Raw genomic sequence first — 14,273 nt, forward strand, 5'->3', positions numbered from 1 at the left:
GTAAAGACGCCATAATTTCCGATTATCCAAGCGATAAAACCGGAAACACAATGAGCAAAGCCTGCCCCCACACCTACGACTGGGACCCGCGCGACGAACAGACCCTGCACGACCAGATCGCGGCCTATGACGCCATGCGCCGAAAATGCCCCGTAGCCCATAGCGAATACCTGCACTGGTCGGTCTTCGGCCATGCCGAGGCGGTGCGCGTACTGAACGACCACGAAACGTTCAGCAGCCGGGTTTCCGGACACGTGTCGGTCCCCAACGGCATGGACCCGCCCGAGCACACCCTCTTCCGGCACCTTATCGAACCCTATTTCAGCCCGGCCGCCATGGCCGCCTTCGAGCCCGCATGCCGGCAGCTTGCGCAAGCGCTGGCGCAAGGGCTGCCCAGGGGCGAGTCCGACCTGATGGCCCAACTGGCGCAGCCCTTTGCACTGCAGATCCAGTGCGCGTTCATGGGCTGGCCCGCCTCGCTGCACCAGCCTTTGCAGAACTGGATGCGCAAGAACCACGCGGCAACCTTGTCAGGGGATCGCACGGCCATCGACGCGGTGGCCAGGGAGTTCGATGGCTACATGCTCGCCCTCATCAACGAGCGCCGCCTGGCGGGGGCCGCCGCGCCGGACGATGTGACGAGCCGGCTGGCGCGCGAGCGGATTGACGGCCGCTTGCTGAGCGACGCAGCGCTGGTCAGCATTTTGCGGAACTGGACAGTGGGTGAACTGGGCACCATTGCCGCGGCGATCGGCATCGTTGCCCATTATCTTGCCAGCCATCCTGCGCTTCAGACGCAGCTGCGGCGGCAAACCGCATTGCTGCCTGCCGCCATCGATGAAATCCTGCGCATCCACGCACCGCTGATCGCCAACCGCCGCATCGCCACCCGCGAGGTCGAACTGGGCGGCCGGCAACTGGCCAAGGGCGAGCGCTTATCCGTGCTGTGGGCCTCGGCCAACCGCGACGAAGCGGTATTCGGCGACCCCGATCTGTTCCGGCTGGACCGCGATCCGTCGCTGAACCTGCTGTACGGCGCGGGTATCCATGTCTGCCCCGGCGCGCCGCTGGCACGGATGGAGCTGCGGCTGGCCATGGAAGCGCTGCTGTCCTGTACCCGCCAACTGAGCCTGGCGGCCGGCAAGCCGCCCGTCAAGGCCGTTTACCCGGGCAGCGGGTTCACCTCGCTTATACTTCAGGTCTCGTAACGACCAGGGCGATCGAGCCCATGAACCCCGTTCTCAGCGCTTATCCCTACGATTATTCGCGCGTGGAAGCCGTAATGGCGGAATACATTCCGCAGTGGCGGCATCTGCGCTTCGATGCCGTGGTGGCCATCGCGCGCGGCGGACTCGCCCCCGCCCTGATGGCCTCCACCGCGCTGTCCCTGCCCCTGTATGCCCTGTCATACTCGCGCGCAGACCGGCGCGTATCCTGGTTTACCGCTCAAACGCCCTCCGCCCCCTCGAGCCTATTATTGGTCGAAGACGTGGCGGGACGCGGCACGACCCTGGCCGACAGCCTGGATTTCCTGCGCACGCTCGGGCACAAGGTAAAGGTATTCACCCTGGCGTACGACGCCGACTCCCGGATTCAACCCGATTACGGCATACAGATCCCGGCGGGCTTTCGTGCCTGGTTCCCGTGGGAACACACATCCATCACGCCCGCCTTCGATGCCATCCGCAACCAGCCGGACAGGCCGGAATACGAATACGCCTCGTGGGCCATCGACCTGGATGGCGTCCTGCTGATGGACCTGCCGGAGCATCTGTACGCACAGGCCTTGCACGAAACCCTGGCCCAGCGCGACCTTCTGCTGCCAAACAAGGTGCTGCCCGGCCTGGACCTGACCCGGATCACCATCATCACCGGGCGTCCGGAGCAGGACCGCGACCGCACCCAGGCATGGCTGACCCGGCACGGCTTTCACGGCCCGCTGATCATGCGGGACGAAAACCGGCATACCGCGGCGCAAACCGCCACGCACAAAGCGCAAGCCATACTGGCCCGCTGCCATACCCATTTCATTGAAAGCGATGCCGCCCAGGCGCTCGATATTGCCCGCCAGGCCAAGGTGGCGCGCGTGGTCTGGTGGAACGGCCGGCAAGCCCTGGCTGTCTACGCCAACGAAATCGAACACCTGCCTTTGGCTTGAGGCGCGCCCGCCGACTTGTAGTATTTTTAATTACGATGCATTATTTCGTACGAATCAGGCACGCTTGGCAACAGTCGCCCTGACGCGCCCTACCCAAAACGGCTACGACCACGACCGACATCAGGAGACTTTTCTTGTCCACCCCATCAAAAATGACCTGCGTTGAAGACTTCCGCCAGTTGGCTGAACGGCGCGTACCCAGAATGTTTTACGACTACGCCGACTCGGGTTCGTGGACGGAAACCACCTATCGCGACAACGAGGCCGATTTCCGCAAGCTCAAGTTCCGTCAGCGCGTCGCGGTGGACATTGCGGCGCGCAACCTGCGTACGTCGATGGTGGGCATCGATGTTGCCATGCCGGTGGCCATTGCGCCCACGGGCCTGACCGGCATGCAGCATGCCGACGGCGAAATCCTGGGCGCCAAGGCCGCCGAACAGTTCGGCATTCCTTTTACCTTGTCCACCATGAGCATCTGCTCGATCGAGGACATCGCCGCGCACACGCAGCGCCCATTCTGGTTTCAGCTCTACGTGATGCGCGACCGCGACTTCATGGAACGCCTGATCGACCGCGCCAAGGCGGCCAATTGTTCCGCGCTGGTGCTGACGCTGGACCTGCAAGTGCTGGGCCAACGCCACAAGGACATCAAGAACGGCCTGTCGACGCCGCCCAAGCCCACCCTGGCCAATCTGGTCAACCTGGCCACCAAGCCGCGCTGGTGCATGAACATGCTGGGCACCAAGCGGCGCAGCTTCGGCAACATCGTGGGGCATGCCAAGGGGGTCAGCGACCTGTCCTCGCTGTCGTCATGGACGGCCGAGCAGTTCGACCCGGCGCTGTGCTGGAGCGACATTGAATGGATCAAGAAGCGCTGGGGCGGCAAGCTGGTGCTCAAAGGCATCATGGACGCGCAAGATGCCCGGTTTGCGGTCGAATCGGGCGCCGATGCCCTGATCGTATCCAATCACGGCGGCCGGCAGCTTGACGGGGCGCCGTCCTCTATTTCGGCCCTGCCGGGCGTCGCCCACGCGGTGGGCAAGGACATTGAAGTATGGATGGACGGCGGGATCCGCTCGGGGCAGGATGTGCTCAGGGCGGTCGCGCTGGGCGCCAAAGGCACCATGGTCGGACGCGCCTTCCTGTATTCCCTGGGCGCCATGGGCGAAGCGGGCGTATTGCGCTGCCTGCAGATGCTTGCCAACGAAATGAGCGTGACCATGGGGTTTTGCGGACGTACGGATATCCACGATATCGACCGCTCTATTTTGCTGAACCCCGGCATTTTCGACTGAACGCGGCACGCCGTCCGCCCGGACAAGACCGGGCTTATTCGGGCGGGTTTGCCTGCTCGGGCGCGATGCGCGCGCGGTCATCTTCCACCCGCGTCAACGGGTCGACCGCCCGCATGGTCTGCAGGCAACGCTCGGTCAGGCGCTGATATTGCCGCGTGCCGAAAGACTTGCGGGCGATATCGGCATCGCTCAGTTCACGCAGGACCCGGGCCGGCGCGCCCACCACCAGGCTGCGCGGCGGAATGCTGAGCCCCACTTTCACAAAAGCCATGGCCGCCACAATGCTGGATTCGCCGATGACGGCCTGGTCCATGACGACGGCATTCATGCCCACCATGGCATTGCGCCCTATGGTGCAGCCATGCAGTACCGCGCCATGCCCGATATGCCCATCGACGTCGACCAGCGTGTCGTTTTCGGCCACGCCATGAATGACACAGGTATCCTGCACATTGGAACCTTCGCTCAGGATGATGCGGCCGAAATCGCCGCGCAGGCTGGCCAGCGGCCCCACATAGACGCCCGGCCCGACGATCACATCGCCGATCAGCACGGCAGTGGGATGCACATAAGCGCTGGGGTCCACAACAGGCGTCACGCCGTCGATGGCATAGACTTTGAACATGGGGCGGGTCTCCGTAGTGTGTGTTCTTTGCGATAGCATAAGACTTTACACCACCAGGCTTGCTACAATTCGCCGCTCATACTTCATGGATTGATTGCCTTATGGGATTCGAACAACTTGCCGCGCTCAAGCGCGAGCTGGTCGCGCAAGCCGAGCAGGAAAAAAAACAGAAGGCACGCAAGGCGCCCGCAGCCGCCCGGAAACCGGCACGCCAGGAGCCTGTCGATCCCGTGGTCATTACCATTTCCCGTCTTCAAAAGCAGTTTCCGCTTGCGTTTCCCAAGAAGCCGGCCCCCAAGCTCCCCCTGAAGCTGGGCATACACAAAGACCTGTACGCGCAAGCCGAAGCCTTGAAGCTCACGAACGCTGAAATCAAGGAAGCGGTCAAGACGTGGTGCCAGGGCAGCCGCTACTGGGCCTGCGTCACAGAAGGCGCGCCGCGCCTGGACCTGGCCGGCGCGCCCGCCGGCGAGGTCACCGCTGCCGAAGCCCTGTATGCCAAACAGTTGGCCGAGCGCCGGCGCGCCAACGCCGGCCGGTCGCGCCGGGCCGACAAAGCCCAGCAGGCCAAAGCCAAGCAGGAAGGGGCGCCGGCATCATCGCCCGCCCCTGACGCCCCCGCCCCGGACACCGCCCTGCCTGACAGCCCGGCGGCCGCTACGCCTGCAAGCGATACGCCCAACACCCCCCCCGGTCAAACGACCACGCCGTAAAGCGAGGCCACCAGCAATATCGCCATGGCGATATTGAAGCGCTGCACCGACTCGGGCCGGTGCAGCAGGCGGCGCACGGCGCTGCCGAACAGCGTCCAGACGCTGATGCTGGGAAAGTTGACCGCCGACAGCACCAGGGCGGCCAGTATCAGGTTCCAGAAGAAATTCTCTTGGGGCATGTAGGCCGCCACAATACCGACCGCCATGATCCAGGCTTTGGGATTGACCCATTGAAAGGCTGCCGCCTCGAGAAAGGTGAACGGCTTGCCGCGCGCTTCGCCGCTGTCGATCGAGCCGGCCCGCGCAATCCGCCACGCCAGATAGAGCAAGTAAGCTGCGCCGGCATATTTCAGCACGGTGTACAGCACCGGCATGGCTTCAAACACCGTCCCCAGGCCCGCCCCGACCAGCAACAGCATGATGGCCGCCCCGATCGTGACGCCCAGCATGTGCGGCAGCGAACGGCGATAGCCGAACGTGGAGCCGGATGCCGTCAGCATGACGTTGTTGGGGCCGGGCGTAATCGAACTGACAAAGGCAAACAAGGCCAGGGAAAGCAGCACATTCGGGGTCATGATCCATCCTGTTGTAGAAATAAAGCCGGATGCGTCATGCTAACGCGCCAAACCAGTACAGTACCTATACAATATTACAGTTCACTATGACAACTGGCCTGGTCCTTTCACCATGACACATTCGCTCGCATTCTCTACCCAGTGGAAGCCCCTGCGAGGCTCCGGCACCTCGCTGGTCGATCAACTGGCCGACCATCTGGGCAGCCGCATCCGCAATCATGGACTGCGCGTGGGCATGCGCCTGCCGTCGGTCAGGACAATGGCGGCCGAAACCGGCCTGAGCCGCTTTACCGTCGTGCAGGCCTATGACCGCCTGGTGGCGCAGGGCATCATCCAATCCCGGCGCGGCGCCGGTTTTTATGTCTCCCCGCCCGCAGCGCTTGCCCCGCCGCCGCCCGTGCCGGCCACGCAACTGGCGCCTGACGCCGCCTTCGACACGGCATTTCTGCTGCGCAGCATGTTCCGCGAAGAGGCCCGGTCCGACATGCCGGGCAGCGCCGGGCTGCTGCCGCCTTCGTGGCTGGACCACGAGATGGTGTCGGCCGCCGTACGGACCGTGGGACGCAGCATGGGGCGCAGCCTGGTGAGCTACGGCGTGCCCAAAGGGCTGAAAGCGCTGCGCCAGCAAATCGCCTCGGCCCTGCAGGCGCAGGATGTGCCCGCCCATCCCGATCATCACCTGATGACGGTTGCCGGCGTCACGCACGGGCTGGACCTGATTTCACGCACGTTCATCCGGCCCGGCGATACGGTGCTGGTAGAGGACCCGGGGTGGTTCCTGATATTCGGCCGCCTGACGGCACTGGGCGCGAAAGTGATCGGCGTGCCTCGCCTGGCCGACGGGCCCGACACCGAAGCCCTGGCGCAACTGGCCGAAGCGCATCGCCCCAAGCTGTTCATTACGAATACCGCCGTCCATAATCCCAGCGGCCATACGTTATCGGCGGGCGTTGCGTACGAGATACTGCGCATCGCCGAGCGCTTCGATTTTCTGCTGGCCGAGGATGACACCTACGCCGATTTCCATCCCAGCTCGCCGGTCCGCCTGGCCGCGCTGGACCGGCTTAACCGGGTCTTGCTCGTGGGGGGGTATTCCAAGACACTGGCGGCCAGCCTGCGGGTGGGCTATGTGGCCGCTGCGCCCGCGCTGATCGACAAGCTGGTCGACGCCAAGCTGCTGGGCGCTCTGACCACGCCGGAGCTGGGTGAGCAGGTGCTGCACCGCATACTCGCCGAAGGACAATACCGCCGCCACGTGGAGCGATTGCGTGCCCGCGTGGACGGCGCACGCGACCAGTGCATCAAGATGCTGCAGCAGGCGGGCTGCTCCATACCGCAGGAACCGCATGCGGGCATGTTCGTCTGGGCGGACTGCGGCATGGACACCGAAGCGCTGGCACGCAAGGCCGCGGCCATGGGCCTGCTGTTTGCGCCGGGCGTCTTGTTTTCCCCCGCCCAGGCGCCTTCTTCCCGGTTCAGGCTGGCCGTTTCCATGATCGACGATCCGCAGGGATGGCAGGCGCTCGCAACATTGCTGGCGCAGGCACGGCATGGCACACGCCATGCATAGGCGGACGCAGCGCCGCGCTTAGTATGCGTCGCCCTGCTCAGGCTTGCGCCAGCCTCCGCCCAGTGCCTTGAACAAGCCCACGCTGGCCTGCAGCTGTTCCATGTCGAGCTGGATCGCTTCGTCCTGGGCGGCATACAAAGTGCGCTGGGCATCCAGGACGGTCAAGAGCGGTTCGGCCCCCCATCGGTAACGCGATGTGGCCAGGTCCACCGCCTGGCGGGCATTGGCCAGCACGTCGGCCTGCGCCTGGCGTTGCCGGCCCAGGCCTTGGATGGCATTCAGCGCTTTCTCGACATCGCTCAAGGCGCTGATAATCGCAAAGCGATAACCGGCAAGCAACTCTTCGCGGCGCGCAAGCGCCAGGTCGCGCCCCGCGCTGAGCCGTCCCGCATTGAAAATCGGCGCGGCCAGCCCGGCGGCAAGGCTGTACAAGGGCGTGTCGAACAGGCGGCGCCACTGGCCGGAACTGACGGTTGCGCTAGCGGCCAGCGTCAGCCTGGGCAGCATGGCCGCGCGCGCGGCGGCGACGTCGGCATCCGCGGCGGCCAGCAGGCGCTCTGCCCGGGCCAGATCGGGCCGGCGCGTAATGAGTTCCGAAGGCAGCCCGGCCGTGATAGGCGGCGCCGAGATCCCGGCCAGGCTTTGTTGCGCCATCACCATGTCTTGCGGCGCCCGCCCCAGCAACACCGCCAATGCCGCCAGGCTGTCTTCGGCCTGCTGCCGCCTTAAGGCCAGGTCCTGGCGCTGCCGGGCCGTCAGCGCGCGCTGCTGCGCCAGCTCCAGCGGCGTTGCGGCGCCCGCCCGCGCACGCGATTCGACCAGGTCCAGAATACGTTCGGCGCTGGCCAGGTTCAATTGCGCGATAGCGGTGCGCGCGCGCAGCGCCGCGGTCTGGAAATACGATGAGGCCACTTCGGCCGCCAGCGTCAGCGCCAACCCTTCTTTGGCATACTGTGTGGCGCTCAGCGTTGCCAGGGCCGCATCGCGCCCAGCGGCGTTGCCGCCCCACAGATCGACCTCGTACGATGCTGAAAGGCCTGCAAGATAGGCGCGGCCGGATTGCTCGCCTTCGCGCTTCTGCCGGCCCACCGACATCGCCGCATCGAGCGCGGGCAACAGATCGGCCCCCGCGATCCGGGCCAGCGCCTGCGCCTGGCGAACCCGGGCCGCCGCCCCCGCCAAGTCGAAACTATCCGCTTGCGCCTGCACCACAAAGCTCGCTAGTTCGGGGCTGCCGAAGGCCGGCCACCAATCGGCCTGCGGCGCATGCGCCGATTCGGCTTGCGCAGACAGGCTCCACGCTGCCGGCAAGTCCATGACGGGGCCGGCGGTTTCCAGCGGCACGGCGCACCCCGCCGCCAGCGGCATCAGGCATCCAGCAAGCCATCGGCGCATCGTCATTCTCCCGCCAATGCCACGACCGGCTCCAGCCGAGCCGCCGTGCGCGCCGGCATATAGCCGAACAGCAGGCCGGTCATGACCGCGCAGCCAAACGCGCCCAGCATGGCCAGCACCGAGAAAACCAGGGGCACGCCCGCCACGATCAACACCGTGCCGATCAGCAAACCCAGCGCAATGCCCGCCAGGCCGCCCAGCACGGTCAGCAGCACCGCCTCGGTCAGGAACTGGTGCAGGATATCGCGCTGCCGCGCGCCGGTCGCCACCCTGATGCCGATCTCCCGGGTGCGTTCGCGCACCGTCATCAACATCACATTCATGACGCCAATTCCCCCCACCACCAGCGACACGGCGGCAATCAGGCCCAGCATCATGGTCATGGCATTGCGCGCGGCGGCCTCGGCCTGCAGCCTTGCCGCCGCATTCGATATGGAAAAGTCCTCCCGCCCGCCATGCCGTTCCAATAGGCGCGCGGTCATGGCCGCTTCGGCCTGGAGCACCGCGCCGGACGACGCCGCCTCGACGACCACGTAATCCGGCTGAGTCTGCGCCTGATAGACACGCGCCCGCCCCGATTGATAGGGGATGAATACCATTTCGTCATAGCTCTGGGTGCCGGAGTCCGCGCCGCGCTCGGCCATCACCCCTATGATCTCGAACGAGGAGTTGCCGATCAGCAGTTGGCGGCCGATGGGATCGCCGCCGTCGGGAAAGAATTCCGCGCGCACCTTGCTGCCGATGACGGCCACCGCCTCAAGGCGGCTATCTTCGATATCGCTGTAGTAACGGCCCTGCGCCAGCCCCCATCTATGCACTCTGGGCATGTCTGCGCTGCTGGCGAAGACATAGATCTGCCGGTCGGCATTGCCGTAGCGGACGGTAATAGGGTCGCCGATGACGGGCATGACCGTGCGGATTTCCGCCAGCTCCGCGACCGCATCCAGGTCTTCGGCGGTCAGCGTGCCGGCCGGGCCACCGCTGGGAGGACTGCGGCTGCCCATGTACATGATGTTGGTGCCCAGCGAGCCCATCTGCGTCATGACGCGCTGGCGCGCGCCCTCGCCCACCCCCATCATCACGATCACCGACGCCACGCCAATGATGATGCCCAGCAGGGTCAATGCCGTCCGCCCGCGATTGATGCACATGCCGCGCCAGGCGGTGCGGGCGGCCTCGCGCAGATCTTGCCAAAGCGATGCCGAGGCATCGCGCGCCGCCAGCGCGACATCCACGGCCTGGGATCCCGCTCCGCGCGGAGCCTGATTCGCATTGTCCGCAAGCCGGCTACTGTCGCCCACGATGCGTCCGTCGCTGATTTCAATGACGCGCCAGGCCTGCGCCGCCACCTCGCGGTCATGCGTGATCAGGATGACGGTATGCCCCGCCGCGGCCAATTCCCGCAACAGCGCCATGACTTCCGCGCCGCTGCGCGAGTCCAGCGCGCCGGTCGGCTCATCGGCCAGAATGATGCGCCCGCCGTTCATCAACGCGCGGGCAATCGATACGCGCTGCTGCTGCCCGCCCGACAGTTGATGCGGCCGGTTGTGCAGCTTGTCGGCCAGCCCCAGCCGGCCCAGCAGGGACTCGGCCCTGCCGGCGCGGTCTTTTTCCGGGACGCCGGCATACACCGCCGGAATCTCCACGTTTTCACGCGCCGATTCCGTTGCGATCAGGTGATAGCCCTGGAAGACGAAGCCAAATGCCTGGCGGCGCAGCCAGGCCAGCTCATCGGCATTGAAGCCGGCGACATCCTGCCCATTGAACAAATAGCTGCCCGCGCTGGGACGGTCCAGGCAGCCGAGTATATGCATCAGGGTGGACTTGCCTGAGCCGGACGCGCCTACGATCGCCAGGAATTCGCCCTCGCGTATGCTCAGGTCTATGCCATGCAGCACTTGGACTTCAGGCTGGCTGCCGCGGCCGCCATAGTGCTTGCGTATGCCGCGCAACTGGATAAGCGGCGCGTTCGCCGGGCCGCCTTGCCCTACCATTGAAACCACGGCATGCCGCCCTGATCGGGTGTTTCGCGGAGGATCAGCTGCTCGCCTTCGGACAAACCTTCATTGATCTGCGCAACATGCCTGTTGCGCACACCCAGACGCACCTGGCGGATCTCGGCCTGGCCGTCGCGCCCGACCACACGCGCCTGATAATGGCCTTGGCCGCCGGGCAGCGGCACAAGGGCCGACAGCGGCGCCACGATCACATTCTGTGCGCTATCGGTCTGGAAGAAGGCCTGGGCCGTCATCTGGGGCATGAGCGCGCCGTCGGCATTGTCCACGTCGAACAGGACGGTATAGACCACCGCCTTGGTGGCCGTTGCCGGATTGGCGGCGCCCTCGTTCCCGTTCTGGCCTTCCGGCCTGGGCGGCGCTGGGAGAATCTGCCGCACCACGCTTTCCCAGCGCCGGGCCACGTCGGCGCCCTGGCTGCCCAGCGTCGTGAAATAAACCGGCATGCCCGGCTTGACCCGGCCGACATCCGCTTCCGACACATCCGTCCAGACCGTCATGCCGGACAAATCGGCAATGCGCAGGATATTCGGGGTCTGGTAGGTGGCGTTCAAGGTCTGGCCTTCACGGGCGTCGATGGACACCACCGTGCCGGCCATGGGCGCATAGATCCGGGTATAGCCCAGCCGCACTTCATCGGCCTTGAGCGTGGCCTGCATGTAGGCGATCTGCGCGCGCAGATTATCGATCCGGGCGCTGGCCGATGCCAACGCCGCTTCGGCTTCCTGCACCGCCTCGAGCCGCGTGGCGCCGTCCAGCGCCATGCGCCGCTGGCGCGTATGCTGCTGCGCAGCCAGGCGGTGCTGCGCCTGCTGATCCTTCAATTGGGCGCGCAATCCCGCCAGCGAGGCCCGGCCCGCATCCACAGTCGCCTGCTGGACACTGGGATCGATCTCCACCAGCAACTGCCCCTTTTCGACAACGGCGCCGGGCTGCACGTGCAGGCGATTGATCTGCCCCGATACCTGTGCGCCGACGTCCACGTACCGGCGCGGCTGCAGGGTGCCGATGGCCGCCACACGGGCTTCGACATCGCCCCGCTGCACCGTGCTGGTCTCGTAGGCGGCCCCTTGGCCGCGAAGCTGCCCTAAGCAGCCTATTGCGAGGCCCGCCAAAGCCAGCGCCAGCAAGCGCCGGCGATAACGGCTTTTCCTACGTGTTTGCATCATGTTTCAACTTCTGTATCAACGCCCGGATGCTCCCCGGCTGGAGGCCCCGCCGCCCCCATGCGGGCAAGGGCACGATCTAGAACCGGATATCCAGCCCCGCCTTGATGGATCGCGGCGCGCCGTAATAGGCCGTGCCCGTCGAGGCGTAGTACGACTTGTCGAACGCGTTGTAGACATTGACGTACGCCGACACCTGCTTGCTGATGGCGTAATGGGCCATCAGGTCGACAACCGCATAGGAATCCTGTGTGAAACGCACACCGGCGGGCCCCTGATCATCGCTGTAGATCTGGCTTTGCCAGCGCAGGCCTGCGCCCACCGTCAGGCCATGACCCACATTGGGCATGCGGTAAGTCGTGAATACCTTGAAGGTGTTCTGGGGAATGGAGGTGTTGATCGTGGCCTTGTTGCGGTCCTGCGTGATGGCGCGCCCGAAACTGACCGATGCCTGCCAGTTGGTGGCCAGCTCGCCGGATGCCTCGATCTCGAAGCCTCGCGTCTGTGTACCCGATACCGCCTCGAAAGCCCCCGACCCGTCCGGGGCGAAGACACCCGGTATGGCGACCGCCAGATTGTCTTGCTGAACGCGGTATACCGCGGCCGATACATTCAAGGCATCGTCGAAGAAGGAGCCCTTGGCGCCCACCTCGTAGCTATTCCCCAGCAAGGGATCAAGATAGTTCCCATCGACATCCATGCTGTTCTGCGGCTTGAAGATATTGGTATAGCTGGCATAGCCCGACCAATTATCGGTGAAGTCGTAGACAATGCCCGCATAGGGCGTGATCTTGTCGTTCTCTGAACGATTCAGCACGGTAGTCGCGCCGGTATCGTAAGACAAGGTGTCTTTGTCGCTGGTCCAGCTGGTGATGCGGCCACCCACGATCAGCGACAAGGCGTCCGTGGGGCGGAAGCGCATGGTCGTATAAGCGCTCGTGATCTTTTCATCGATACGCATCCGTCCATTCGCCGGGTTGTAGGGCGCGGCGGGGTAGCGGCCATCCCAGGTGAATATATTGGGTATCGCACTGCTCCAGTCGTCAAACCACCACAGGTTATAGGTGGGCGTGTCTTCCTTCGTCCGTGTCGCCGTAGCGCCGAACACCAGGTCGTGCTTGCGGCCGAAAAGCGTAAACGGACCGCTTGCATAGACATCGAGACTGTCCTGCACCGGTTTTCCGGCCCAGCGCCCCGCCCAGAGGTTGGCGCCCGCCCCCGTCACCCGGTCGGGATAGCCGCCCGCGGCATACCCCAGGACTTCATCATATTTGTTCGTGGCGTGGCTATACGTGCCCTTGACCAGCCAATCGTTTTCAAACCGATGTTCAAGCGAAGCGAACACCGACTGATTGCGGCGCTTCGAGTAGGCCCATTCGGCCGCGGCCGAATCGGACCGGTCCCAGTGCGTGGGTGTGCCGTCCGAATAGTAGGCGGGCCTGCCCGACCGGGCATGGCCGCTTGCATCGTGCTCCTGAAAGGTGAAGCCCAGCGTCGCCAGCGTATCCGGCCCCAGATCGGCCTCGACGATGCCATACAGAATCTTCTTGCGCTCTTCCAGCCTGTCGATGTACGAATCGTTATCCTGCCAGACCGCCACCAGGCGGCCGCGCACGGAGCCGTCCTCGGTAAACGGCGTAGAGATGTCCGCCTCGCCGCGGTAGTGGTTCCAGGAGCCCGCTTCCGCCTTGACCGAGGCCTGGAAATCCCGGCCTGGCCGCTTGCGCACCAGATTGATGGTGGCGCCCGGCGAGCCGACGCCGTTCATCAGGCCGGTGGCGCCCCGCACCACCTCGACCCGGTCATACAGCGCCATATCATTGGTCTGGAAAATCTTGCTGTAATTGCTGTAGGACTGGGCCACGCCGTCGATCTGATAATTGTCGACTTCAAATCCGCGCGAGTAGATGGTGCTGGAATCGGAACCGGCGTTGCCGCCGGAATCGAGCGTCAGCCCCGGCGTCTGGACCACGACGTCCGACAATTGGGTGAGCCCCTGGTCATCCATGCGCTGGCGGGTGATCACGCTGACCGATTGCGGTGTCTCGCGCAGCGAGAGGTTCAGCTTGGTCGCGGTGCTGGCCGAGCCACTGGTATAAGACCCCGTGCCTTCGGTCGTGCCATCGCGCAGCCCCGACCCCGACACCGTCACCGGCGCCAGCTCGGTCAACGAAGAACTGCGCGACAAGGTAATGTTGTTGCCCTGCCGGGTGTAGTCCAGGCCGGTTCCGCGCAATAAGCGGCGCAATGCCTCTTCCGGCGCAAGATGCCCCACGATCGGAGGCGCCATGTATCCCTCGACGCTGCTTTGCGCATAGAAGATCTGCAAAGAGGTCTGCTGGCCCAACTGCAGCAGGGCGCTGCCCAATGACTGGGCCGGAATGCTCAGTTGCACAGCGGCATCCTGCGCCTGCGCCCATGGCGGCGCGGCGGCGCATGCCAGCGCGACTGAAACTGCCAAAGCCCCTGCGCTTAGACCAAGCCGGGGCGACCGCGCTTGCCGGCGCGTCATATCGATGGTGTCCATAAACCTGTGCTTCCCTGATCACGTTTTCCGGCGAAGGGATCGCCGACTTTTTCTTGGGCCTTGAATGGCATGGTCTTCCTTTGCTTCAGGAAGCCCCTCTCTTAGCTAAGACGTTCGGGCACGGCAAACACCTCAACAAGAATGAGAACTATTTTGTAACTTGAGTGAAATCATTGGCTGGATCGCGGATCAGCCCGGCGGGCGATACAGGCCGGCAAGGCCGAAGCAGGAATC

Annotated in this window: 11 protein-coding genes; 5 read left to right on the forward strand and 6 right to left on the reverse strand. The window is 64.8% G+C overall.

Going from position 1 to position 14,273, the window contains the following annotated elements; genetic code table 11:
- Positions 1-50 precede the first annotated feature (50 nt).
- The 3 genes from RE432_RS17415 to RE432_RS17425 all read left to right on the forward strand — a co-directional run bounded on the left by RE432_RS17415 (position 51) and on the right by RE432_RS17425 (position 3,453).
- A complete protein-coding gene (locus RE432_RS17415) occupies positions 51-1,208 on the forward strand; it encodes a cytochrome P450 (RefSeq protein ID WP_310934813.1) in 1,158 nt (385 codons plus the stop codon).
- Positions 1,209-1,228: 20 nt separating this feature from the next.
- Positions 1,229-2,158, forward strand: a complete 930-nt coding sequence (locus RE432_RS17420; RefSeq protein ID WP_310934816.1) for a phosphoribosyltransferase family protein — start codon at positions 1,229-1,231, stop codon at positions 2,156-2,158.
- A 152-nt stretch (positions 2,159-2,310) separates the two neighbouring features.
- On the forward strand, positions 2,311-3,453 hold the full coding sequence (locus RE432_RS17425; RefSeq protein WP_409079890.1) for an L-lactate dehydrogenase: 1,143 nt from the start codon (positions 2,311-2,313) through the stop codon (positions 3,451-3,453).
- Between the two features lie 34 nt (positions 3,454-3,487).
- Here the strand turns inward: RE432_RS17425 and RE432_RS17430 are convergent, their stop codons facing one another.
- Complete coding sequence (locus tag RE432_RS17430) at positions 3,488-4,078, reverse strand: phenylacetic acid degradation protein PaaY (RefSeq protein ID WP_310934819.1); 591 nt, start codon at positions 4,076-4,078, stop codon at positions 3,488-3,490.
- Between the two features lie 101 nt (positions 4,079-4,179).
- Between RE432_RS17430 and RE432_RS17435 the strand changes: the two genes are divergently transcribed.
- Positions 4,180-4,791, forward strand: a complete 612-nt coding sequence (locus tag RE432_RS17435; RefSeq protein WP_310934820.1) for a ProQ/FINO family protein — start codon at positions 4,180-4,182, stop codon at positions 4,789-4,791.
- Here RE432_RS17435 and RE432_RS17440 read toward each other — a convergent pair.
- A complete protein-coding gene (locus RE432_RS17440; protein ID WP_310934821.1) occupies positions 4,773-5,366 on the reverse strand; it encodes a LysE family translocator in 594 nt (197 codons plus the stop codon). The genes RE432_RS17435 and RE432_RS17440 overlap by 19 nt on opposite strands.
- A gap of 112 nt (positions 5,367-5,478) precedes the next feature.
- Here RE432_RS17440 and RE432_RS17445 point away from each other — a divergent pair, with 112 nt between their 5' ends.
- Positions 5,479-6,936, forward strand: a complete 1,458-nt coding sequence (locus RE432_RS17445; protein ID WP_310934822.1) for a PLP-dependent aminotransferase family protein — start codon at positions 5,479-5,481, stop codon at positions 6,934-6,936.
- An 18-nt stretch (positions 6,937-6,954) separates the two neighbouring features.
- On the opposite strand, the gene RE432_RS17450 is transcribed toward RE432_RS17445, so the two are convergent.
- From RE432_RS17450 to RE432_RS17465, 4 genes are all read right to left on the reverse strand, one after another.
- A complete protein-coding gene (locus RE432_RS17450) occupies positions 6,955-8,331 on the reverse strand; it encodes an efflux transporter outer membrane subunit (protein ID WP_310934824.1) in 1,377 nt (458 codons plus the stop codon).
- A gap of 2 nt (positions 8,332-8,333) precedes the next feature.
- Entirely contained in the window at positions 8,334-10,325 is a 1,992-nt protein-coding gene (locus tag RE432_RS17455) for an ABC transporter permease (protein ID WP_310935213.1), read from the reverse strand.
- A complete protein-coding gene (locus tag RE432_RS17460) occupies positions 10,319-11,515 on the reverse strand; it encodes an efflux RND transporter periplasmic adaptor subunit (protein ID WP_310934825.1) in 1,197 nt (398 codons plus the stop codon). The genes RE432_RS17455 and RE432_RS17460 overlap by 7 nt, the downstream gene beginning before the upstream one ends.
- A gap of 76 nt (positions 11,516-11,591) precedes the next feature.
- The gene (locus tag RE432_RS17465; RefSeq protein WP_310934826.1) at positions 11,592-14,039 is read right to left on the reverse strand and encodes a TonB-dependent siderophore receptor; all 2,448 of its coding nucleotides are present in this window, start codon (positions 14,037-14,039) and stop codon (positions 11,592-11,594) included.
- Positions 14,040-14,273: the final 234 nt, after the last annotated feature.

It is taken from the genome of Pusillimonas sp. SM2304 (genome assembly GCF_031628915.1).
Classification (GTDB): domain Bacteria; phylum Pseudomonadota; class Gammaproteobacteria; order Burkholderiales; family Burkholderiaceae_B; genus Pusillimonas_C.

Coding starts and splice junctions, on each gene's coding strand:
- RE432_RS17415 (WP_310934813.1), top strand. CDS start 51: ATGAGCAAAGCCTGCCCCCACACCTACGACTGGGACCCGCGCGACGAA.
- RE432_RS17420 (WP_310934816.1), top strand. CDS start 1,229: ATGAACCCCGTTCTCAGCGCTTATCCCTACGATTATTCGCGCGTGGAA.
- RE432_RS17425 (WP_409079890.1), top strand. CDS start 2,311: ATGACCTGCGTTGAAGACTTCCGCCAGTTGGCTGAACGGCGCGTACCC.
- RE432_RS17430 (WP_310934819.1), bottom strand. CDS start 4,078: ATGTTCAAAGTCTATGCCATCGACGGCGTGACGCCTGTTGTGGACCCC.
- RE432_RS17435 (WP_310934820.1), top strand. CDS start 4,180: ATGGGATTCGAACAACTTGCCGCGCTCAAGCGCGAGCTGGTCGCGCAA.
- RE432_RS17440 (WP_310934821.1), bottom strand. CDS start 5,366: ATGACCCCGAATGTGCTGCTTTCCCTGGCCTTGTTTGCCTTTGTCAGT.
- RE432_RS17445 (WP_310934822.1), top strand. CDS start 5,479: ATGACACATTCGCTCGCATTCTCTACCCAGTGGAAGCCCCTGCGAGGC.
- RE432_RS17450 (WP_310934824.1), bottom strand. CDS start 8,331: ATGCGCCGATGGCTTGCTGGATGCCTGATGCCGCTGGCGGCGGGGTGC.
- RE432_RS17455 (WP_310935213.1), bottom strand. CDS start 10,325: ATGGTAGGGCAAGGCGGCCCGGCGAACGCGCCGCTTATCCAGTTGCGC.
- RE432_RS17460 (WP_310934825.1), bottom strand. CDS start 11,515: ATGATGCAAACACGTAGGAAAAGCCGTTATCGCCGGCGCTTGCTGGCG.
- RE432_RS17465 (WP_310934826.1), bottom strand. CDS start 14,039: ATGGACACCATCGATATGACGCGCCGGCAAGCGCGGTCGCCCCGGCTT.